We start from the raw sequence: 21,042 nt of genomic DNA on the forward strand, positions 1-21,042 counted from the left end.
GGCGCGTGATGCGCTACTTCGAGGACTTCCGGACCGGTGATGTCCACGAGCTGGGCACGATCACCGTCACCGCCGAGGAGGTGCTGGAGTTCGGAAAGCGCTTCGATCCGCAGCCCTTCCACACGGACCCGGAGCTCGCCGCCCGGTCGCCGTTCGGCGGTCTGATCGCCAGCGGCTGGCACACCGCCTCGATGTTCATGCGGCGCTACGTGGACGGGTTGCTGGTCCACAGTGCGTGCACCGGGTCGCCGGGGGTCGACGAGATCCGCTACGTGCGCCCCGTCCGCCCGGGAGACGTCCTCGCCGCCCGAGTGGAGATCCTCGGGTCCCGCCCGTCACCGTTCAACCCGACCACCGGCATCGTGCAGCCCAAGTGCCTGCTGGTCGACGGGGACGGGGCGGTCGTCTTCAGCATGATCCTGCACAGCATCTTCCAGCGCCGGCCCGCCGGTCCCGACGCCTCGCGCTCCGGGACGAAGTCCGCGGCAGACGACCCGGTCGCCTGCGTGCGATCCGTGGCTTGACCGCGCCGGACCGGGGCCCCTTGCGGATTCCATAACTGCTTGTACCCATCTCACCCGATGTGAAGGGAGACCTCCTGTGGAGGCCGTATCCCGCACCGCCCAGTGGACCGCCGCAGCGCGAGCCCTGGAGACCGACCGCGAGGACCGGCTGTTCGCCGATCCCTACGCGCGCACCGTCGCCGACACGATCGGCTTCGAACTTCTGGAGCGCTACGCCGGGGCGGGCACCGTGCCGTTCCTCGCCATCCGCACCACCTACCTGGACCGGGCGATCGTCCGGGCCGTCGAGGAACACGGCATCCGCCAGGTCGTGTTCCTCGCCGCGGGCATGGACACCCGCTTCTTCCGGCTCCCGTGGCCCGACGGCGTGACCGTCTACGAGCTGGATCGCCCCGCGCTCCTGGAGGCGAAGGCGCAGATGCTCGCCGATGAGCCCGCCCCCGCCGGACGTACCCGCGTCATTGTGCCGGTGGACCTCACGCAGGACTGGACCGGTCCGCTCAAGGAGGCCGGGTGGCGCAGTGACGAGCCGGTGTTGTGGGTGGTCGAAGGGCTCCTCTTCTTTCTCCCGGAAGGCGCCGTGCGCAACCTGATCTCGACGCTGGCCGCCCACTCCGCGCCCGGCTCGGTGCTGCTCGGAGACGTCATCAGCCGCGCCGCGCTGGACAACCCGCTCTCCCGCCCCTTCCTCAAGTGTCTGAAGGAAGACGGCAACCCGTGGCTGTTCGGCACGGAGACCCCCGAGCAACTCCTCGCCGACTGCGGCTGGGACGTGCGCGAGGTGCGGCAGCCGGGAGAACCGGGCGCCGACTTCGACCGCTGGCCGTACCCGGTTCCGGCTCGCAGCGTTCCGGGCGTCCCCCGTTCCTTCCTGTTCACGTGTGACCTTCCGACCTCCGAGGCGGCGGCATGAGCGGCACGCACGAGTTCCACCAACGGGTCATCAGCGATGCCGGAGCCGCCGTACGCGGGCTCACCGTCGCCCTCGGCGAACGGCTCGGCCTGTACCGCGCCCTGGCCGAGGCCGGCCCCCTCACCGCGGCAGGGCTCGCCGAGCACACCGGGATCGCCAAGCGGTACGCGGAGGAGTGGCTGCACGCACAGTTGAGCGCCGGGTACGTCGAGCGCCACCCGAGCGCCGATACGTACACGCTCCCCGCCGACCATGTGGCGGTACTCGCCGACCCGAAAGCCGTCACGTTCGCCGCAGGCTTCTTCACCGCCCTCAAGGCGCTGTACGCCACCGAGGACCTGCTCGTCGACGCGTACCGTTCCGGTGACGGCGTCGGCTGGGCGGAACACGACCCGGCACTGGACACCGGGATGGGCAGCTTCTTCCAGCCCACCTATGAGCACCGGCTCGTTCCCGACTGGCTGCCCGCCCTGCACGGGGTCACCAGCAAGTTGGCAGCCGGCGGCACCGTCGCCGACGTCGGGTGCGGCGTCGGGCACACCACGCTGCTCATCGCGAAGGCGTTCCCCCAGGCGACCGTGCACGGTTTCGACTACTCCGAGGAAGCCATCTCCATCGCCCGGCAGCTAGCCGAGGAGGCCGGACTCTCGGACCGTGTCGTCTTCGACGTCGCCTCGGCCGACGACTACCCCGGCTCCGGCTACGACCTGGTCACCTTCTTCAACGCCCTGCACGACATGGGAGACCCGGTCGCCGCCGCGCAGCACGTACACAAGTCCCTGGACGGTGACGGGACATGGATGCTCGTCGAGTCGAACGTCTCGCCCGCGGACATCGACACGCAGACGCCCGCCGCCCGCATGTTCATGGCGCTGTCGGCCGTGATGTGCCTGCCCGTGGCCGTCGCCCAGCGCGGCCCACACGCGCTCGGCAACCACTCCGGCGAGAAGGCGTTCCGTGCCATCGCGGAGGAGGCCGGCTTCACCCGCTGGCGGCGCGCGACCGAGACCCCGGTCAACGCCGTGTACGAAGTCCGGCCCTGAGTCTTCGCTCGCCGCACCCCACCACACACCGAGGGAGTCTCCATGGGCGTCGCCGCCCCCCTGCCCGTCAGTGACCGGTTCCTGGAAGTCCTGGAACGACTGAGCTCGCGCTCCATCGAGGAGTACTACAACCCCTACCAGCAGTTCGACTGGCCCGAGAAGCTCGAAGAGGGCCAGCTGTGGATGACCCCCGAGCTGCTCACCGTCTACGGCACGCCCTTCTACGAGGAGCTCGGCGAGGAGACCATTCACCGCCTTTCCAAGTGGGAGAGCATCAACTTCTACAGCCTCAACGTGCACGGCATCCGTGAGCTGCTCATCGAGGTGGTCGGCCGGATCCACATGCCCGGCTTCGAAGTCCCCTCCGACTTCTTCCACCACTTCATCGGCGAAGAGAACGAACACATGTGGTTCTTCGCCGAGTTCTGCCGCCGGTACGGCGACAAGATCTACGGCTCGACCGCCATGCGCGCCGACTCCGCGTGGGAGCCGGAGGTGGAGAACTTCCTGGTCTTCGCCCGGATCCTGTTCTTCGAGGAGCTCGTCGACCACTACAACATGCGGATGGCGCAGGACGAGGCCCTGTGTCACACCATCCGCGAGGTCAACCGCATCCACCACCAGGACGAGTCCCGGCACATCGCCTTCGGGCGCGAGCTGGTCTCCCTGCTGTTCAAGCGGATGAAGGACACCGTCTCCGCCCAGCGGCTCGCCGAGGTGGAGGCGTACCTCAAGCGGTACGTCGTCTACAGCGTCAACTCCCTCTACAACCCGCATGTCTACCGCGACGCCGGCATCGCCGACCCACTGGCCCTGCGCAATGCGCTGGTCGCCGACGAGGGCCGCCGTCCGTACGAGCGCAAGGCCATCCGCAAGCCGCTCGGCTTCTTCCTGAAGACCGGGATCTTCACCGACGACGTACTGCCCGTCGTCTGAACGAGCCGTCCGTCGTCCGAGAGGTGACTCCACCATGACCGTGACAACAACCCCTGCGAGCGTCGGGGAATCGAGGGGCCTGCCGTCCCTCGGTCCCGAGGGAACCGCCCTGCTGCGGCTCCTCGACGACACCTTCGAGAGCTGGGGCGTGAACGCAGGCGCCCGCCCGATGACCATGCCCCCACTGCTGCCGGCCGCCGACCTGGCACGCCTCGACTACTACGACAACTTCCCGCACCAGGCTGTCGTCGCTGCCCCGCTCAACCTGGCGGCAAGGGAATCCAGCGAGTTCTGTACGGACAGCGGCTGTTTCCCGTGCACGGCGCTCCAGCCCGCAGCGCTCGGACTCCCCTCGGCGTCCTGCTACGCCGTGTACATCGACCACCAGGGCCGTCAGGTCGCGGACGACACGCTGGTCACCGTCGTCGGCTGGTGCTTCCGTCAGGAGGAGTACTACGAGGGCCTCCGCCGGCAGCTCGGCTTCCGCATGCGGGAGGTGGTGGCCATCGGGACCCGCGAGCACGCCGAGTCCCACCTCGCTTCGTTCACCGCGCGCATCCAGGCCTTCGCCGAGGCACTGGACCTGCCGCTGCGCAAGGAGGCCGCCTGCGACCCGTTCTTCGACAAGGGCAGCTCGAAGGCGGTGCTTCAGCGACTCACCCCGGTCAAGCACGAGTTCCTGTACGAGGATCTGGCGATCGCCTCGGTCAACACCCACCGCAACTTCTTCGGTGACCGCTGTGAGATCACGCTGGCGTCGAGCGGCAGCCCGGCCTTCACCAGCTGCGCCGCGTTCGGCCTCGAGCGCTGGCTGTCCGCGCTGACCAGGCGCCACGGCAGCTGGGAGGCGGCGACCGAGGCCGTCCTGCGCGCGAACGCGGCCGGGCCGGCGATCTGACGTGCGGACCCGACCCGTCGCCCCGCCGGCGGGCGGCCTGGGCTGGGCGAATCTAGGCATGGACATCGTGTCCGTCACCCGTGTCCGCCGACTGCTCGCCGAGTACGGCGAGGACTTCTTCGATCGGATGCTCACCCCAGGCGAACTCGCCGACTGCCGAACTGCCTCCGGGCTCGACCTACTGAGTCTGTGCGGCCGGATAGCGGCCAAGGAAGCAGCCTTCAAGACCCTCCGCGTGCGGGGCAAATTCCTCCCCTGGCTCGACATCGTCGTGCGGCGTTCCGAAGGGGGCTGGCCCCTCGTCGAGCTCCGCCGGGGCGCGGCCGAGATGGCCGCGGAGGCCGGCATCGCCGAGATCACCGTGTCCATCAGCCATGACGTGGACTACGCGGTAGCCGTGGCCGCCCCGGTGCTCCATGCCGGCTCGGCGGGCTACCCCCTCACGCCGGGTCTTCCGGATCCAGCCGGTGCCCTTGGCGTGACCCCCGCAACCAACACCTCATCCATAAAGAGCACTTCAAGGAGAACAACCATGTCCGACGGTCTGCAGCAGGTGAAGAACTGGCTCCTCGCCCGTCACACGGAGCGCGACGACATCGCCTCCGACCTGGACCTCATCGAGAACCGGCTCATCGACTCGCTGTCCTTCGTGGAGTTCGTCTTCCTGCTGGAGCAGCAGAGCGGTCGGTCCATCCAGATGGAGGCCCTGGAAGTGGACGAGATCCGCACCCTCGCCGCCATCGAGTCGCACTTCTTCCCGGTCGAGGTGGGGCAGGCATGAGCAAGCGGCTGTTCACCTCAGAGTCGGTGACCGAGGGGCATCCCGACAAGATCGCCGACCGGATCAGTGACACGATCCTCGACGCACTGCTCCGTGAGGACCCCACCTCGCGGGTGGCTGTGGAGACCTTGATCACCACCGGCCAGGTCCACATAGCCGGCGAGGTGACGACCAAGGCCTATGCGCCCATAGCCGCCCTCGTTCGTGAGGCCATTCTCGACATCGGCTACGACTCCTCGAAGAAGGGCTTCGACGGCGCCTCCTGCGGGGTGTCGGTGTCCATCGGGGCGCAGTCGCCCGACATCGCCCAGGGCGTCGACACCGCATTCGAGAAGCGCGTCGGCGGCGCGGGGCCGAGTGACGAGCTCGACAAGCAGGGAGCGGGCGACCAAGGCCTGATGTTCGGCTACGCCTGTGACGAGACGCCCGAGCTGATGCCGCTGCCGATCCACATCGCGCACCGGCTCTCGCGCCGGCTGTCCGAGGTCCGCAAGGACGGGGTCATCCCGTACTTGCGTCCCGACGGCAAGACGCAGGTCACCATCGAGTACGACGGTGATCAGGCGGTGCGCCTGGACACGGTGGTGGTCTCCTCGCAGCATGCCGCCGACGTGGACCTCGACGCACTGCTGGCTCCCGACATCCGCGAGTTCGTCGTGGAGCACGTGCTGAACCAGCTCGTCGAGGACGGCATCAAGCTGGAGACCGAAGGGTACCGGCTGCTGGTGAACCCGACCGGGCGCTTCGAGATCGGCGGCCCGATGGGCGACGCCGGTCTGACCGGTCGCAAGATCATCATCGACACGTACGGCGGGATGGCCCGTCACGGTGGCGGCGCCTTCTCGGGCAAGGACCCGTCCAAGGTCGACCGTTCCGCCGCGTACGCGATGCGTTGGGTGGCGAAGAACGTGGTCGCCGCCGGCCTGGCCTCGCGCTGCGAGGTCCAGGTCGCGTACGCGATCGGCAAGGCCGAGCCCGTCGGCCTCTTCGTCGAGACCTTCGGTACGGGGACGCTGCCGGACGAGCGCATCCAGGAAGCCGTGTCGAGCGTCTTCGACCTTCGGCCGGCCGCGATCATCCGCGATCTGGACCTGCTCCGCCCGATCTACGCCCAGACCGCCGCGTACGGCCACTTCGGCCGCGAGCTGCCGGACTTCACCTGGGAACGCACCGACCGCGTGGACGCCCTGCACCGGGCCGTTGGGGTCTGACATGCGCATCGTTGTGACGGGATCCATCGCGACCGACCATTTGATGACCTTCCCCGGCCGGTTCGCCGAGCAGCTGCTCGCGGACCGGCTGGACCGGGTATCCCTGTCGTTCCTCGCCGACAAACTGGAATTCCGACGCGGCGGAGTAGCGGCCAACATCGCCTTCGGTCTGGGAACGCTGGGACTGAGGCCTGTCCTGGTGGGCTCTGTGGGCCGAGACTTCGAGCCGTACCGGGTGTGGCTCAAGGAGCACGGCGTCGACACCGACTCCGTTCGGGTCAGCGAGACGTGCCACACCGCGCGTTTCGTCTGCACCACCGACCGGGACCAGAATCAGATCGCGACGTTCTACGAGGGCGCCATGGTCGAGGCCCGGGAGATCGACCTGCGGGACGTCGTCGCACGGGCCGGTCGCCCCGATTTGGTGCTGATCTCGCCCGACGACCCAGAGGCCATGCTCCGCCATACGCGGATCTGCCGTGAGCTGGCCATCCCCTTTGCCGCGGATCCGTCCCAGCAGCTGGCGCGACTGGAGCGGCCGCAGGTTCGGGAGCTGGTGGACGGCGCGAGCCGGCTGTTCACCAACGAGTACGAAGCAGCCTTGCTGTGCGAGAAGTCCGGGCTCACCGAGGAGCAGGTCCTGGGGCGGGTCGGCTCCTGGGTGACCACCCATGGCGAGGGTGGCGTACGAATCCACACTGCGGGCAGCACGCCGTTGACCGTGCACGCGGTCGAGGTCGAGGAAGTCGTCGACCCGACCGGTGTCGGCGACGCGTTCCGGGCCGGGTTCCTCGCCGCCACGGCGTGGGGTGTGTCCGAGCGGAGCGCGGCTCAGCTGGGCTGTGCGGTCGCTGCGACCGTCCTCGATTCCGTGGGTACGCAGGAGTACCGGTTGTCCGGCGAATCGTTGATCTCGCTGCTCGGCATGGCGTACGGCTGCCGGTACGAGACGGAGCTGACCGCACACCTGTGGGGGTTGGCATGAGACGGTCTCTGAGGGAGGAGCTGGCGCAGCGGGTCGTGGTGGCCGACGGAGCGATGGGAACGATGCTCCAGGCAGCCGATCCGACGCTCGACGACTTCATGGGTCTCGAAGGCTGCAACGAGATCCTCAATGTCACCCGGCCCGACATCGTCCGGTCGGTCCATGACGAGTACTACGCCGTGGGTGTGGACTGCGTCGAGACCAATACCTTCGGGGCCAATCTCACCGCCCTCGCCGAGTACGGCGTGGAGAGCCGGGTCTATGAGCTGTCCGAGGCCGGAGCGCGCATCGCCCGCGAAGCCGCGGATGCGTTCACGGCGAAGGATGGAAGGCCCCGCTGGGTCCTGGGCTCCATGGGCCCCGGCACCAAGCTGCCCACGCTCAAGCATGTGGCGTACGAGCCCTTGCGTGAGGCGTACCAGGAGAATGCCGAGGGTTTGATCCGAGGCGGCGCGGACGCGCTGTTGGTCGAAACCTCCCAGGACCTCCTCCAGGCGAAGGCGGCCGTCATCGGCGCGCGACGGGCGCTGGAGTGGTGCGGAATGGGCGACCTGCCTCTCATCGTGCAGGTGACGGTTGAAGCGACCGGCACGATGCTGCTGGGTTCGGAGATCGGTGCCGCGCTCACCGCGCTGGAGCCCCTGGGCATCGACATGATCGGTCTGAACTGCGCGACCGGGCCGGCGGAGATGAGTGAGCACCTGCGTTATCTCGCGCGGAACTCCCGTATCCCGCTGTCCTGTATGCCCAACGCGGGCTTGCCGGTCCTCGGCAAGAACGGCGCGCATTACCCGCTGTCCGCGAGCGAGCTCGCCGATGCCCAGGAGACCTTCGTCCGCGAGTACGGACTCTCCCTGGTCGGCGGCTGCTGCGGCACCACCCCCGAGCACCTGCGCCAGGTCGTCGAACGCGTCCGCGGTCTGAACCCGGCCGTCCGCGACCCGCGCCCCGAGCCCGGTGCCTCCTCGCTCTACCAGACCGTCCCGTTCCGCCAGGACATCTCGTACATGGCGATCGGCGAGCGCACCAACGCGAACGGGTCGAAGAAGTTCCGCGAGGCCATGCTCGAAGCCCGCTGGGACGACTGCGTGGAGATGGTCCGCGACCAGATCCGCGAAGGCGCGCACATGCTCGACCTGTGCGTGGACTACGTCGGCCGCGACGGCGTCGCCGACATGCAGGAGCTCGCCGGCCGCTTCGCGACCGCCTCCACCCTGCCCATCGTCCTGGACTCCACCGAGGTCCCCGTTCTGCGGGCCGGCCTGGAGAAGCTCGGCGGCCGCGCCGTCATCAACTCCGTGAACTACGAGGACGGCGACGGCCCCGAGTCCCGCTTCGCCAAGGTCACCCAGCTGGCCCAGGAGCACGGCGCCGCGCTGATCGCCCTGACCATCGACGAGGAGGGCCAGGCCCGCACCGTCGAGCACAAGGTCGCCATCGCCGAGCGCCTCATCGAGGACCTCACCGGGAACTGGGGGATCCTCGAGTCGGACATCCTCATCGACACCCTGACCTTCACCATCTGCACCGGCCAGGAAGAGTCCCGCAAGGACGGCATCGCCACGATCGAGTCGATCCGCGAGCTCAAGCGCCGCCACCCCGACGTCCAGACCACGCTCGGCCTCTCGAACATCTCCTTCGGCCTCAACCCGGCCGCCCGCGTCCTGCTGAACTCGGTCTTCCTCGACGAGTGCGTCAAGGCCGGCCTGGACTCCGCGATCGTCCACGCGTCCAAGATCCTGCCGATCGCCCGGTTCGACGACGAGCAGGTCACCACCGCCCTCGACCTGATCTACGACCGGCGCGCCGAGGGCTACGACCCCCTGCAGAAGCTGATGGCCCTCTTCGAAGGCGTCAACACCAAGTCGATGAAGGCCGGCCGCGCCGAGGAACTCCTCGCCCTGCCGCTCGACGAGCGCCTGCAGCGCCGCATCATCGACGGCGAGAAGAACGGCCTGGACGCCGACCTCGACGAGGCCCTGCAGACCCGCCCCGCCCTCGACATCGTCAACGACACCCTCCTGGAGGGCATGAAGGTCGTCGGCGAGCTGTTCGGCTCCGGCCAGATGCAGCTCCCCTTCGTCCTCCAGTCCGCCGAGGTCATGAAGACCGCGGTGGCCCACCTGGAACCGCACATGGAGAAGAGCGACGACGAGGGCAAGGGCACCATCGTTCTGGCCACCGTCCGCGGCGACGTCCACGACATCGGCAAGAACCTCGTCGACATCATCCTGACCAACAACGGCTACAACGTGGTCAACATCGGCATCAAGCAGCCGGTCTCCGCGATCCTCGAAGCCGCGCAGGAACACAAGGCCGACGTCATCGGCATGTCCGGCCTGCTGGTCAAGTCCACGGTGATCATGAAGGAGAACCTGGAGGAGCTCAACCAGCGCAAGCTGGCAGCCGACTACCCGGTCATCCTCGGCGGCGCCGCCCTCACCCGCGCCTACGTCGAACAGGACCTCCACGAAATCTACGAGGGCGAAGTCCGCTACGCCCGCGACGCCTTCGAAGGCCTGCGCCTCATGGACGCCCTCATGGGAATCAAACGCGCAGTCCCCGGAGCGAGCCTGCCTCCGCTCAAGCAACGCCGAGTACCACAACGGAAACCCCTGCTCGGTGTACGTGAACCCGAGGACGCCGGCCGCTCCGACGTTGCAGTCGATGTCCCCGTACCCGAGCCGCCATTCCTCGGCTCCCGCGTGGTCAAGGGCATCCCGCTCAAGGACTACGCCTCCTGGCTGGACGAGGGCGCCCTCTTCAAGGGGCAGTGGGGCCTCAAGGACGCCGACTTGATCGAGTCGGAGGGCCGACCGCGTCTGCGTGGCTGGCTGGACCGGTTGCACACCGATCAGCTGCTTGAAGCGGCGGTCGTCTACGGGTACTTCCCCTGCGTGTCCAAGGGCGATGACTTGATCGTCCTGGACGAGGACGGAGGCGAGCGGACGCGGTTCACGTTCCCCCGCCAGAGCCGCGGCCGTCGCCTGTGCCTGGCCGACTTCGTCCGCCCCGAGGAATCGCGGGAGATCGACGTCGTCGGTTTCCAGGTCGTCACCGTCGGCAGCCGGATCGGCGAGGAGACCGCCCGCCTCTTCGAGGCGGACGCCTACCGTGACTACCTGGAACTGCACGGGCTTTCAGTGCAGCTGGCCGAGGCACTCGCCGAGTACTGGCACGCCCGGGTGCGGGGCGAACTCGGTATCGAAGGGTCCGACCCCTTGTCCATGGAGGGAATGTTCCGCACCGAGTACCAGGGGTGTCGCTACTCACTCGGCTATCCCGCCTGCCCCGAGCTGGAGGACCGCGCGAAGATCGCCGAGCTGCTGCGGCCCGAGCGGATCGGCGTCCACCTCTCCGAGGAGTTCCAGCTCCACCCGGAGCAGTCCACCGACGCCATCGTCATCCACCATCCCGAGGCCAGCTACTTCAATGCCGGGGGCCGCCGGTGAACCACGTACCGGCCCCCGCGGCCCATTGCACCGACCGGAGCACGAGGAGCGTTCTTCATGCCTGCTGAATTCACCGATTTCAAGGTCGCAGACCTTTCCCTCGCCGCCTTCGGGCGCAAGGAGATCACCCTCGCCGAGCACGAGATGCCCGGCCTGATGTCCATCCGCCGAGAGTACGCGGCGGCGCAGCCGCTGGCCGGGGCCCGGATCACCGGCTCCCTGCACATGACGGTGCAGACGGCCGTGCTCATCGAGACGCTCGTCGCCCTGGGCGCGGACGTCCGCTGGGTCTCGTGCAACATCTTCTCCACCCAGGACCACGCGGCGGCCGCCGTAGCCGCCGCCGGCATCCCGGTCTTCGCCTGGAAGGGCGAGACGCTGGAGGAGTACTGGTGGTGCACCGAGCAGGCGCTGACCTGGCCCGGGCACGCGGGTCCCAACATGATCCTGGACGACGGCGGTGACGCCACCCTGCTGGTCCACAAGGGCGTCGAGTACGAGAAGGCCGGAAGCATCCCCGACCCCTCGACCGCCGAGAACGACGAGATGCGCGTCGTCCTGGATCTGCTGCACCGCACGTCCCTGAAGTGGACCGAGCTGGCCTCGGAGATCCGCGGTGTCACGGAGGAGACCACGACGGGCGTCCACCGCCTGTACGAGATGCAGCAGGCCGGCGCGCTGCTGTTCCCGGCGATCAACGTGAACGATGCCGTGACGAAGTCGAAGTTCGACAACAAGTACGGCTGCCGCCACTCCCTGATCGACGGCATCAACCGCGCCACGGATGTCCTGATCGGCGGCAAGGTCGCCGTCGTCTGCGGCTACGGCGACGTCGGCAAGGGCTCCGCGGAGTCCCTGCGCGGCCAGGGCGCCCGCGTCATCGTCACCGAGATCGACCCGATCTGCGCCCTGCAGGCCGCGATGGACGGATACCAGGTTGCGACGCTGGACGACGTGGTGGAGATCGCCGACATCTTCATCACGACGACCGGTAACAAGGACATCATCATGGCCGCGGACATGGCCAAGATGAAGCACCAGGCGATCGTGGGCAACATCGGCCACTTCGACAACGAGATCGACATGGCCGGCCTCGCGGCCGTCGAGGGCATCGTCAAGGACGAGGTCAAGCCGCAGGTCCACACCTGGAAGTTCCCCGACGGCAAGGTCCTGATCGTGCTGTCCGAGGGCCGTCTGCTGAACCTCGGCAACGCGACCGGTCACCCGTCCTTCGTGATGTCGAACTCCTTCGCGGACCAGACCCTGGCCCAGATCGAGCTCTTCACCAAGCCCGAGGAGTACTCCACCGACGTCTACGTGCTCCCCAAGCACCTCGACGAGAAGGTCGCCCGCCTGCACCTCGACGCCCTCGGCGTGAAGCTGACGACCCTGCGCCCCGAGCAGGCCGCGTACATCGGCGTGGACGTCAGCGGCCCCTACAAGCCCGACCACTACCGCTACTGAGCCCCATGACAGTTCTCGACGAGATACGTGACCCTTGGCTTCCGGACCGGCTATTGCGAACCGAACGCGACGCGTTGATGCCGCTGTTGCGTCGAACCCCCCCGGAGGCATACGCGCTACGCACGGCCTGCCCTGGCTGGACGGCCCGGCAGGTGCTCGCCCACTGCGCGGCGGCCCTGGTGCGGATTGTCGAAGGACGGTTGGAAGAGGGCGTGTTCCTCCCCGAGGCCAACGCGGCGGACGTCGCCGAACGCGAACACTGGCCGTTGGCCCAAATCCTTGACGAGTTGGAGCGGGGCTTCACCGAGGCCGGCCCGGAGATCGCGGCGGGCGACGGCACGCTGGACGCGGTGGCGCTGGGGGAGTGGGTCCATGCCGGCGATGTCCGTGACGCGTTCGGGGAGCCGGGAGCTTACAGCGGGGACAGCCTGACACTTGCCCTGCCTCTCCTCCGCATCACTAGCCGCAAGCGGGAGACACCTCGGCTGGTCGCACAGCTCAATGGTCTGGACGACCTCTTGGTCTTGGGCAACAAGATTGAGGGACGGCCCGCGGCCCGTTTCCACGGCGACGCGGCGACGCTGATTCGCCTCTACTCGGGCCGTCCGCTGGTCGCGACCCGTTACGAACTCACGGACGCGACAGAACAAGAACTGCTCATCTACCGCTGACGAACCCGAGCCGGTCCGTCCGTCATGGCAGGCGGACGGACCGGGGCCTCATTCGATCTTCACTACCTGGAAGGCTTCTGCCATCCGGCCCGCCGGCAGTCCCGCTGCCCTTGCGTGTTCCCCCAACCAGTCCCGTAGCAGCCCCGCCAGGTCGTCGAAATGGGCCGTCTGTGAGGTGTGGATCCGCAGAGCCTCGACCTTGCGTTCGAAGACGGGGGTCACGTCGATGTACTGGTTCGGCGTGGGGCCGGTCATCAGCCACAGCTCTGGCACGATCCAGGGCTCCAGTCCTTCCTCCTTGAGGAGGGAGGGATGCGCGAAGGGATTGCGGGCCTCGGGGTAGATCGCACGTAGGGCGGCATCGCCGACCGCGCGATGGTCCGGGTGCAGGTCGGCTACGCGGGCCCAGTTGATCTCCGGACTGGGGATGACGGCGCGCTGCGGGCGCACCTGTCGGATCACCCGGCAGAGGTCGCGGCGCAGCTCGACGCTCGGTTCGACGAAGCTGTCGGGGTAGCCGAGGAAGCGGACGTCCTCGACGCCGCTCCGCTTGGCCGAGTGCACCTGTTCGGCTCGCCGGAGGTCCCCCATCGCTTGGCGGGGGAGCTGCTCGTCGTATCCGCCGGCCCCGCCGTCGGTGACGATGCAGTACGTGACCCGCGTCGTGCCCTGGGCGATCCACCGCATGACCGTGCCGCTGACACAGAACTCGATGTCGTCCGGGTGTGCGGCCACCACCAGCAGGGATTCCGGGGCGCTGCGGTCTGTTAGATCGGTCGCGAAGTGCTCCATGGGCTCAGCCTGTTGTGCCTGGTTGCCGCTTGCAAGGCAACTCGTCTGGCGTACTTGCGACATGACACTTCTACGCCAGACAAAAAATTGGTAGCTTCAAATAATTGATTGAATCGCGTATGCATGGAATCCGGAGGCACCGGCATGTGCAGGATTTTCGGCTCCTTCTCGGCCGGCGCGGCGCGCCCCGACCCGGGCGAGCTCGCCGCGGTCTCCGCCCGCCAGCGGCACGGTGGTCCCGACGAGCACGGCGTGCTCAGCGGGGCCGGCTGGTCGCTCGGGTGTGACCGGCTCGCCGTGACCGACCTCCGCGGTGGTCGGCAGCCTTATCGGCTGCCCCACTTGCCCGGAATCGTCGCCGTACTCAACGGCGAGATCTACAACCACCGCGCGCTCCGGCGTGAGCTCGCGACCCGTGGCCACCGCTTTCCCGACATGTGCGACGGCACCTTGCTGCCCGCGCTCTACGCCGAGTACGGGCCGGCCTTCGCCGAGCGGCTCGATGGGATGTTCGCCGTGGCCGTCCTCGACCTGAGGGCGAGCCCCCTGCTCGTCCTGGCCGTCGACCCCATGGGGATGAAACCCATCCACTATCACCGGGGCGCGGACCGTTCCTTCCGCTTCGCCTCCGAAATCCCGGCACTCCTGGCCTTCGAAGGGGTACGGATCACTCCGCGCGCCGACACCCTCGACACGGTCCTGGCCACACGGACGCCCTTCTCCACGCAGACTGCCCTGGAAGGCATCAGTGTCATGCCCCCGGGCGCGACCGCTGTCGTCAGCCCTGGGCGGGAACCGGCCGTACGGCGGCGGCCCATGCAGCCGGCGGCGCCGTCAGAGGCCGGCTTCGGCACCGAGGACGTGTTGCGCCGCGAAGTGCGACGCCTCGCCCGAGCCGATGTGCCGGTCTGTGCCCTCACGAGCGGTGGTCTCGACTCCGGCCTGGTGACCGCGCTGGCAGCAGAGTGCGCGCGTGAAACCGGTGCGCCGTCCCTGCACACCTTCCATCTCACCTACCAGGGCCGATGGCCGGGCTCGGAGCACATCCATGCCCGCGCCGTCGCCCGGCAGGCCCGGACCGTCCACCACGAAGTGGCGCTGGATCCCGGGGAGCTGGGATCACTGCTCACCCGCGCCACCCGGCATCTGGGGCAGCCGAACGCCGACCCCATCGCCCTGAGTACGTACGCCCTCTTCCGGGCCGTGCGAGAGGCCGGCTTCACCGTCGCTCTCACCGGGGACGGTGCCGACGAGCTGTTCGGTGGATATGCCCGGATGCGGGAGGCCCTGGAGGCCCCTGCGGGTGGTGACTGGGCCGCCTCGTACGCCGATGCGTTGTCCGCGGCACCCAGGATGCTCCGCGAATACCTCTACACCCCCGCGTACCGGGCCTACATCGCCGAGGAAGGTTCGGCTGCCGACCGCATCGTGCGGGAGCTTCGCTCCGTGCGTACGGACCGGCTCACCGCGATCACCTCGTTCGAGACCCGCTGGCGGCTGCCCGCCTACCACCTTCGCCGAGTCGACCACCTGAGCATGGCGTGGGCGGTCGAGGCCCGGATGCCGTTCTGTCAGCCCGCTGTCGCCGCGCACGCCCGGGGGCTCCCTTCGGCCGCTCGACGCGGGAAGTCAGCGCTGTACGAGGCCGGGCGCGACCTGCTGCCCGCCACCGTGCTGAACCGGCCCAAGCAGCCCTTCACCCTGCCCGTGACCGCGATGCTCAGCCCTGGTAGTCCCCTCCTCGAGCCCGTGCGGGAGCTCTTGTCTCCGGACCGGCTCTTGCGGGGCGGCCAGGTCCGGCCCGACCGGGTGCAGCGCCTGCTCGCCCGGCAACTGGAACGGCCTTCGGACCAGGACGCGCTCACCCTGTGGGCGCTGGCCACCCACGAACTGTGGACAGAAGTCGTCCGGGGGATGGGTATCCCGGTCGGATGCGCCGCGTGAACGGAGCGGTCGTCCCGTGATCGCGACAGTGGTGAGGGCCGCGGGGGCTCCCGGCCCCACCCTGGTCGTGGAGCTGTCCGAACTGCCCCTAGGCGCACTGGCGTTACATACGGAACTCCGCGCCCTTCGGGAGAGCTTGGAGGGGTCTGGCTACGACCGCCTCGCCAAGATCGCCCTCTACGGGCCCTCGGGCGCGCCCGGCACGGACCTGGACTATCGCTTCGTCCAGGCCATGCCGGACGGCAGTTTCGACTTCCGTACCGGGTGCGGTCACTCCCTGCTTGCCTGTGTAGCCGCCGCCGGGTCGTCCGGTGCTGTCACCGTGCGGGCCGTCACGACCGGAGACGAGGTCGTCTGCGTGTCGGAACAGCCTCGCGGAGGGGCTACAGACATTTACACGCTGCACTTCTTGCGGGCGCCGGACGCACCGGGCGTGCTGCCTACGGGCCGGCCCCTCGACCGGCTCGACGGCGTTCCCGTTTCCCTGGTGAAGTACGGAAACCCGTATGTCTTCGTGGACGCCCGCGACCTGGGGATCCGTAGCCGCGACCAGCTCTTCGCCAGCGGGGAGACGGTACTGCGCCGGCTCCTGGCCCTGCGAGCCCTCGCCGCCGAGGTGCTGGGACACCCGCCCCACTCCGCCCTGCCCAAGATCGCTGCTGTCGACTACTCCGCGGCCACCCCCGCTGTGCGTGCCGTCACCGTCGGGGGTTGGCATCCCTCGCTCGCGCTCACCGGTGCCACTGCCCTCGCCGCGGCGGCCGCGCTGTGCGGTACGGTCGTGCGCCCGCTCGACGGAGTCGTCGACACTCCCGGCGGCCCGGTCACGGTCTCCTCCACGCCCAACCGGGTCAGCGTGCACCACAAGCGCGCGACCGTTCTCCGACGGCTGGAGCTGCCGTGGCGTATCCACGCAACGGCGTGAATGCGCAACCCTTCTGGGGGACTCCCCGCTTCCTGTCTCTGTCACGCTGATGTGGAGCCCCCGTCCGGATTACCGGACGGGCGTCGTGAATTCGACCGCATTCGCATCCCAGCGGGGAGACCGAGCGAAGAATGAAATTCGAAAATCTGAGTGTTGTCGTCACGGGTGCCTCGCGCCATTTCGGCCGGGCGCTCGCCATCGGATTCGCGCATTTGGGAGCCGAGGTGTACGTCTCGGCGCGGACCGTGGAGTTGGCCGAGCGAACCCGTGCCGAGGTCATGGGGTCCGCACGCGACCGTATCCATGCCTTCGGCTGCGACCTCAGCCGACCGGCGGAGATCAGGGAGTTCGCCCGTCAGGTCGGCGAACACACCGACCGGGTGGACCTGCTGGTCAACAACGGTGCCCGTTGGCTGGACGCCGTCGATCTGGAGGACGCGTCGGACGACGCGATCGTGGAGACCATCGAGTCCACGGCCGGCGGCACGGTCCTGATGGTCAAACACTTCCTGCCGCTTCTGAGGTCGTCCCAGCGCCCCGACATCGTCAACATGGTCGCCGTACGGGACGCCGGCGGATCCTCCGCGGCGGCGGCACACGAGGCGTTCTGGACAGCCAAGAGTGCGCAGGCCGGTTTCGCCGACATCCTTTCACAGCGACTGAGGCCTTCCGGTGTCCGGGTGTTCTCCCTCTATCCCCCCGACTTCTCCACTTCCGACCCGCGATTCGCCGAGTGGGACGGAATCAAGGCGGACGACGCGATGCGCGACGAGAAGCTCACCACCCAGGCCCTCTTCGAATGCATCGTCTACGCCGTCGAGCAGCCGCGTGACTGTTTCATCCGCTCCTTCCATTTCGAGCCTCGCTGAGCACTTCGCACCACAGCGTCAAGGAGGTCCCATGAGCACCCCCTTCTGGATCACCGCGACCCCGCCCGCCACACACGGTGAACTCCACATCGGTCACCTTGCGGGACCGTACGTCGCCGCCGATGTTCTGTCCCGCTACCTGCGAGCCGAGGGCGAACCGGTCCTGTTCACCACCGGTACCGCCGACCACACCAGCTCCGTACACGTACGCGCACTGCGGGCCGGTCGCAAGCCGGAGGAGGTCTCCGAGGGCTACCGGGCCGCGATCACCGCGGACTGGCTGCGCTCGGGCATCGAATTCGATCACGTCGTGCGCCCGCGTCAGGACCGGGGATACGGGCGCTGGGTGGCGGATCTCTTCCAGCGGCTGCACGCGGAAGGCGTCATCGCCGCGCGTACGAGGCTACTGCCGTACTGCGAGCCGTGTGACCGTTGGCTGTACGGCGCGCACGTCACGGGGTCCTGCCCGCACTGCGCAGCCGTCAGCGATGGCGGGATGTGCCACGAGTGCGCCCGCCCCAACGACGGCGGGGACCTCGTTGAGCCCCACTGCGCCGTGTGTGCCACCCCGGCAGTGCCCCGGCGCTGCCGCCGCCTCTACATCCCGCTGGAACCCTTCCGCGAAACACTCGCCGACTACTGGGCCGCCACCGGCCTGCCGCCCCGCCTCGCCGCACTGTGCGAGTCGCTGGTCGAGGACGGTCTGCCGGACATCGCCGTTTCGCATCCGGCGGAGTGGGGGCTGAGCGTCCCGGTGGACGGCTTCCCCGAACACCGGATCGACGGCTGCTTCGAGGCAGCCGCGATGCATCTCTTCGGCTACGGCAACGACCGGCCGCTGCCCGAACGCACCATCCACTTCTGTGGGTTCGGCCACGCCTTTTGCCACGCCGTCTTGCTGCCGGTCATTCTCTTGTCCCAGGGCATCAAGCTTCCACAGGAATTCTGTGTGAACGAGTCGTTCGTCATCGAGGACAAGGCCATCGTCTCCGGCTCCGATCACAAGGTGTGGGCGCTGGACCTCCTTACCGAGTACGGGTCCGACACGCTCCGCCGGCACGTCCTGCAGGCTCGCCCGCTGGGCCGGCGGACGGTGTTCCATGCCGACCGGCTCGGTGCTGCCCGAAAGGAGTTGGACGAGAACTGGAACAGCTGGTTGTCCCGGCTGTTCGCGGCGGTACGGGCAGAGAGCACGGGCCTGGCTCCCGCGGTGCTACCCGGTGGTACCGGCTGGGACGTTCTGGCGCGGCGACTGCTGAGGGCGGTGGAGGATCTGCGTGAGGCGTACGGCCCTGACACCTTCGATCCCCGCAGGGCGGTCGCCGTGCTCGATGAAATCGTCCGCTTGGTGTCCGACTTCGGCCACGTCAACGCCCACGAGACATGCCGCCCCGCGGCAGACTGTCGTAATCTGCCGGCCCTGTCCGCCCAACTGATGGTGGCCTCTGCACTGAGCGCCTGGGCCCGGCCGGTGATGCCGGAGGGCGCGGACCGTCTGGCGGCGGCGCTCAAGGCGGCGCCCGGGCGCCCCGTATCCGATGCGGCACTCGCCCCGCTCCCGCCCGGCAGCCGGCTGGCCCCACCGTCGGGTCCGATTTTCGGCTTCTGACCGGGCGGCCCCGGCAGGCCCCCTGACGCAAGACAGTAAATCGGCAAGATTCCCCCCTTCGCCGCGTGGCGCGCCGGCCGGCCACGCGGCGGGCGCAGGGCACGTGGCCCGTTCCCATAGGAGCTCCACGTGTCTCTGCGCGTCGCCATGCTCAGTGTCCACACCTCGCCGCTCCACCAGCCCGGCACCGGGGATGCGGGCGGCATGAACGTCTACATGGTTCAGCTCTCCCGCGCTCTCGCCGAACAAGGCATTGAGGTAGACCTCTTCACCCGCTGTCGCGGTGAGAGCCGGCCGCCCCAGGTCGATCTCGCCCCGGGTGTACGGGTCCGCCATCTGCACGCGGGGCCACGCGCCGCCCTCCCCAAGGAGGACATGCCGGGGCTGGTGGTGCCGTTCTCGCTGGCGCTGATGAAGGAGAGGCGGCGCTACGATCTGGTCCACTCCCACTACTGGCTCTCCGGCCAGGCCGGCCGCATCGCCGCCGCCGGTTGGGGGATACCGCTTGTACACACCGCACACACCCTCGCCCTGGTGAAGAACGCCGCCCTCGCCGCCGGCGACACTCCCGAGCCCGAGCTGCGGATCCGGGGCGAGCAGCAAGTCGCGGCCTCTGCGGACAGGCTGATCGCCAACACGGCAGACGAAGCAGGGGCGTTGCGGGGCCTCTACGGGGCGTCGGCGCCTCGTGTCGACGTGGTCCGACCGGGCGTGGATCTGAACACCTTCCGCCCCGGTGACGGTCGGGCAGCGGCGCGGGCGCGACTCGGGTTGCCCACCGGGGCCTTCATCCCCGTGTACGCGGGACGAATCCAGCCACTCAAAGGGCCCGACGTGCTCGTGAGAGCGGTCGCCGAGCTCCTGAAGACCGACCCTGCGCTGCGCAGCCGTCTTCTTGTCCCGGTGGTCGGCGGACACTCGGGCGCCGGACCGGCCGGCGGACCCTGGGATCTGGCGCGTGAGCTGGGGGTGGCGGACGTACTCCGGTGCTTCCCGCCCGTGGCGCAGGCGGAGCTGGCGGACTGGTACCGGGCGGCGGACGTCCTCGTGGTGCCCTCGCGCAGTGAGTCCTTCGGGCTGGTCGCGCTGGAGGCGCAGGCGTGCGGAACCCCCGTACTGGCGGCGGCCGTCGGTGGACTGTCGACGGCGGTGTGGGACGGGGTGACCGGAGTGCTGGTGCCCGGCCACGATCCGGTGGACTACGCCCGCCGCCTGCGGTGGTTCGCGCAGCACCCCGAGGCCGTCGTGAGCATGGGCGGGGCCGCGGTGCGCCATGCGCGGGCGATGAGCTGGCAGGCCGCGGCCACGCGGACGCTGGAGGTGTACCGGCGCGCACTGTGTGCGCAGCGGCCTGCCGGAACGCAAATGAGGCAGGAGCGACGGCACGCTCCTGCCTCTCCGGCGCTTCCCTCCTGGAGGGTGGAGAAGGCCGGAATACCAGCCTAACATTTCTTTTGGTCTGACCAAAGAACTGGAACTATAACGTCTGTGTGAACTCTCGCAGGATCGTGGCGTGTTGACGTCTCTTGTCTCATCCACGCCATGGCGTTTCCACGCATGGAGGAATGCTGGATTCAGCCTTGGGGGTGCGACAAGAATAGAGATGTCTTCAAGGGGAGCCCGGCGGCACGGGGCCTACGAAGGCGGAAATCACATTCCACATTCCTGGAGGAATCATGTCTGCTGGGCACACCACCGGAATTCGCAAAACGGCCGGCCAGTTCGCCCTCGCGCTCCTGCTCTGTACCGCGGTCGCCGGCGGAGCGGCGGTCGCCGTATCCCCCTCGGCGACCGCTTCGCAGCGCTCGGTGGCCGAGGGTTCCGACCCTGGTGCTCCGTCCCCGAGCCCGTCGAACGGAAACGGCTGGGACTCCGCCAAGCAGGCCCTGGCGTCGGCGGACGGTGCCGACACCCCGGTGCCGTCTCCGACTCCGTCGAACGGAAACGGCTGGGACTCCGCCGAGCCGGCCCCGGTGGCTCCGGGCAATTGACGCCGACGAAGCGCGCCCCGTGATCGCCGCTCCA

General features: G+C 68.6%; 18 protein-coding genes. 17 read left to right on the forward strand and 1 reads right to left on the reverse strand.

The genetic code is table 11. The annotated features are described in order from the left end of the window. Nucleotides 1–8: 8 nt before the first annotated feature. The 11 genes from AC3IX6_RS34015 (at nucleotide 9) to AC3IX6_RS34065 (ending at nucleotide 12,878) form a co-directional block, all read left to right on the forward strand. Entirely contained in the window at nucleotides 9–524 is a 516-nt protein-coding gene (locus AC3IX6_RS34015) for a MaoC family dehydratase (RefSeq protein ID WP_266903822.1), read from the forward strand. A gap of 76 nt (nucleotides 525–600) precedes the next feature. Then, nucleotides 601–1,437: a class I SAM-dependent methyltransferase gene (locus AC3IX6_RS34020; protein WP_489367116.1), complete on the forward strand. Its 837-nt coding sequence runs from the start codon at nucleotides 601–603 to the stop codon at nucleotides 1,435–1,437. Further along, a complete protein-coding gene (locus AC3IX6_RS34025) occupies nucleotides 1,434–2,480 on the forward strand; it encodes a class I SAM-dependent methyltransferase (RefSeq protein ID WP_489367117.1) in 1,047 nt (348 codons plus the stop codon). The genes AC3IX6_RS34020 and AC3IX6_RS34025 overlap by 4 nt, the downstream gene beginning before the upstream one ends. 42 nt (nucleotides 2,481–2,522) lie before the next feature. Then, nucleotides 2,523–3,416 (forward strand): diiron oxygenase, encoded by an 894-nt coding sequence (locus AC3IX6_RS34030; protein ID WP_489367118.1) that lies wholly within the window; start codon nucleotides 2,523–2,525, stop codon nucleotides 3,414–3,416. 34 nt (nucleotides 3,417–3,450) lie between these two features. Next, nucleotides 3,451–4,314, forward strand: coding sequence for a class-II aminoacyl-tRNA synthetase family protein (locus AC3IX6_RS34035; protein ID WP_489367119.1), 864 nt, complete (start codon nucleotides 3,451–3,453; stop codon nucleotides 4,312–4,314). Nucleotides 4,315–4,372: 58 nt separating this feature from the next. Continuing rightward, entirely contained in the window at nucleotides 4,373–5,095 is a 723-nt protein-coding gene (gene acpS / locus AC3IX6_RS34040) for a holo-ACP synthase (protein ID WP_489367120.1), read from the forward strand. Next, on the forward strand, nucleotides 5,092–6,306 hold the full coding sequence (gene metK / locus AC3IX6_RS34045) for a methionine adenosyltransferase (protein ID WP_489367121.1): 1,215 nt from the start codon (nucleotides 5,092–5,094) through the stop codon (nucleotides 6,304–6,306). The genes acpS and metK overlap by 4 nt, the downstream gene beginning before the upstream one ends. Before the next feature lies 1 nt (nucleotide 6,307). Then, nucleotides 6,308–7,291: a carbohydrate kinase family protein gene (locus AC3IX6_RS34050; RefSeq protein ID WP_489371646.1), complete on the forward strand. Its 984-nt coding sequence runs from the start codon at nucleotides 6,308–6,310 to the stop codon at nucleotides 7,289–7,291. After that, a complete protein-coding gene (gene metH, locus AC3IX6_RS34055) occupies nucleotides 7,288–10,743 on the forward strand; it encodes a methionine synthase (protein ID WP_489367122.1) in 3,456 nt (1,151 codons plus the stop codon). Before AC3IX6_RS34050 ends, metH begins: the two co-directional genes overlap by 4 nt. A gap of 57 nt (nucleotides 10,744–10,800) precedes the next feature. Beyond that, nucleotides 10,801–12,207 carry an adenosylhomocysteinase gene (ahcY, locus tag AC3IX6_RS34060; protein ID WP_489367123.1) on the forward strand — a complete coding sequence of 469 codons (1,407 nt, stop codon included), beginning with the start codon at nucleotides 10,801–10,803 and terminating at the stop codon, nucleotides 12,205–12,207. A gap of 5 nt (nucleotides 12,208–12,212) precedes the next feature. Further along, nucleotides 12,213–12,878: a maleylpyruvate isomerase family mycothiol-dependent enzyme gene (locus AC3IX6_RS34065; RefSeq protein WP_489367124.1), complete on the forward strand. Its 666-nt coding sequence runs from the start codon at nucleotides 12,213–12,215 to the stop codon at nucleotides 12,876–12,878. 48 nt (nucleotides 12,879–12,926) lie between these two features. Here AC3IX6_RS34065 and AC3IX6_RS34070 read toward each other — a convergent pair whose 3' ends face one another. Further along, nucleotides 12,927–13,670 carry a PIG-L deacetylase family protein gene (locus AC3IX6_RS34070; RefSeq protein ID WP_266903811.1) on the reverse strand — a complete coding sequence of 248 codons (744 nt, stop codon included), beginning with the start codon at nucleotides 13,668–13,670 and terminating at the stop codon, nucleotides 12,927–12,929. Nucleotides 13,671–13,814: 144 nt separating this feature from the next. Between AC3IX6_RS34070 and asnB the strand changes: the two genes are divergently transcribed. From asnB to AC3IX6_RS34100, 6 genes are all read left to right on the forward strand, one after another. Continuing rightward, nucleotides 13,815–15,614 (forward strand): asparagine synthase (glutamine-hydrolyzing), encoded by a 1,800-nt coding sequence (gene asnB, locus AC3IX6_RS34075; protein ID WP_489367125.1) that lies wholly within the window; start codon nucleotides 13,815–13,817, stop codon nucleotides 15,612–15,614. 136 nt (nucleotides 15,615–15,750) lie between these two features. Further along, nucleotides 15,751–16,539 carry a PrpF domain-containing protein gene (locus AC3IX6_RS34080; RefSeq protein ID WP_489367126.1) on the forward strand — a complete coding sequence of 263 codons (789 nt, stop codon included), beginning with the start codon at nucleotides 15,751–15,753 and terminating at the stop codon, nucleotides 16,537–16,539. A gap of 131 nt (nucleotides 16,540–16,670) precedes the next feature. Beyond that, nucleotides 16,671–17,408, forward strand: coding sequence for an SDR family oxidoreductase (locus AC3IX6_RS34085; RefSeq protein ID WP_489367127.1), 738 nt, complete (start codon nucleotides 16,671–16,673; stop codon nucleotides 17,406–17,408). A gap of 31 nt (nucleotides 17,409–17,439) precedes the next feature. Further along, nucleotides 17,440–19,017 carry a class I tRNA ligase family protein gene (locus tag AC3IX6_RS34090; RefSeq protein ID WP_489367128.1) on the forward strand — a complete coding sequence of 526 codons (1,578 nt, stop codon included), beginning with the start codon at nucleotides 17,440–17,442 and terminating at the stop codon, nucleotides 19,015–19,017. A 147-nt stretch (nucleotides 19,018–19,164) separates the two neighbouring features. Continuing rightward, nucleotides 19,165–20,463: a D-inositol-3-phosphate glycosyltransferase gene (mshA, locus tag AC3IX6_RS34095; protein WP_489371647.1), complete on the forward strand. Its 1,299-nt coding sequence runs from the start codon at nucleotides 19,165–19,167 to the stop codon at nucleotides 20,461–20,463. Nucleotides 20,464–20,693: 230 nt separating this feature from the next. Continuing rightward, nucleotides 20,694–21,008 (forward strand): hypothetical protein, encoded by a 315-nt coding sequence (locus tag AC3IX6_RS34100; RefSeq protein WP_489367129.1) that lies wholly within the window; start codon nucleotides 20,694–20,696, stop codon nucleotides 21,006–21,008. Nucleotides 21,009–21,042: the final 34 nt, after the last annotated feature.

Source organism: Streptomyces sp. GL_141 (assembly GCF_057834385.1).

Bases quoted from the DNA above. Each gene is read 5' to 3' on its own strand.
- AC3IX6_RS34015 (WP_266903822.1), top strand. From the start codon at position 9: ATGCGCTACTTCGAGGACTTCCGGACCGGTGATGTCCACGAGCTGGGC.
- AC3IX6_RS34025 (WP_489367117.1), top strand. From the start codon at position 1,434: ATGAGCGGCACGCACGAGTTCCACCAACGGGTCATCAGCGATGCCGGA.
- AC3IX6_RS34030 (WP_489367118.1), top strand. From the start codon at position 2,523: ATGGGCGTCGCCGCCCCCCTGCCCGTCAGTGACCGGTTCCTGGAAGTC.
- AC3IX6_RS34035 (WP_489367119.1), top strand. From the start codon at position 3,451: ATGACCGTGACAACAACCCCTGCGAGCGTCGGGGAATCGAGGGGCCTG.
- acpS (WP_489367120.1), top strand. From the start codon at position 4,373: ATGGACATCGTGTCCGTCACCCGTGTCCGCCGACTGCTCGCCGAGTAC.
- metK (WP_489367121.1), top strand. From the start codon at position 5,092: ATGAGCAAGCGGCTGTTCACCTCAGAGTCGGTGACCGAGGGGCATCCC.
- AC3IX6_RS34050 (WP_489371646.1), top strand. From the start codon at position 6,308: ATGCGCATCGTTGTGACGGGATCCATCGCGACCGACCATTTGATGACC.
- metH (WP_489367122.1), top strand. From the start codon at position 7,288: ATGAGACGGTCTCTGAGGGAGGAGCTGGCGCAGCGGGTCGTGGTGGCC.
- ahcY (WP_489367123.1), top strand. From the start codon at position 10,801: ATGCCTGCTGAATTCACCGATTTCAAGGTCGCAGACCTTTCCCTCGCC.
- AC3IX6_RS34065 (WP_489367124.1), top strand. From the start codon at position 12,213: ATGACAGTTCTCGACGAGATACGTGACCCTTGGCTTCCGGACCGGCTA.
- AC3IX6_RS34070 (WP_266903811.1), bottom strand. From the start codon at position 13,670: ATGGAGCACTTCGCGACCGATCTAACAGACCGCAGCGCCCCGGAATCC.
- asnB (WP_489367125.1), top strand. From the start codon at position 13,815: ATGTGCAGGATTTTCGGCTCCTTCTCGGCCGGCGCGGCGCGCCCCGAC.
- AC3IX6_RS34085 (WP_489367127.1), top strand. From the start codon at position 16,671: ATGAAATTCGAAAATCTGAGTGTTGTCGTCACGGGTGCCTCGCGCCAT.
- AC3IX6_RS34090 (WP_489367128.1), top strand. From the start codon at position 17,440: ATGAGCACCCCCTTCTGGATCACCGCGACCCCGCCCGCCACACACGGT.
- mshA (WP_489371647.1), top strand. From the start codon at position 19,165: ATGCTCAGTGTCCACACCTCGCCGCTCCACCAGCCCGGCACCGGGGAT.
- AC3IX6_RS34100 (WP_489367129.1), top strand. From the start codon at position 20,694: ATGTCTGCTGGGCACACCACCGGAATTCGCAAAACGGCCGGCCAGTTC.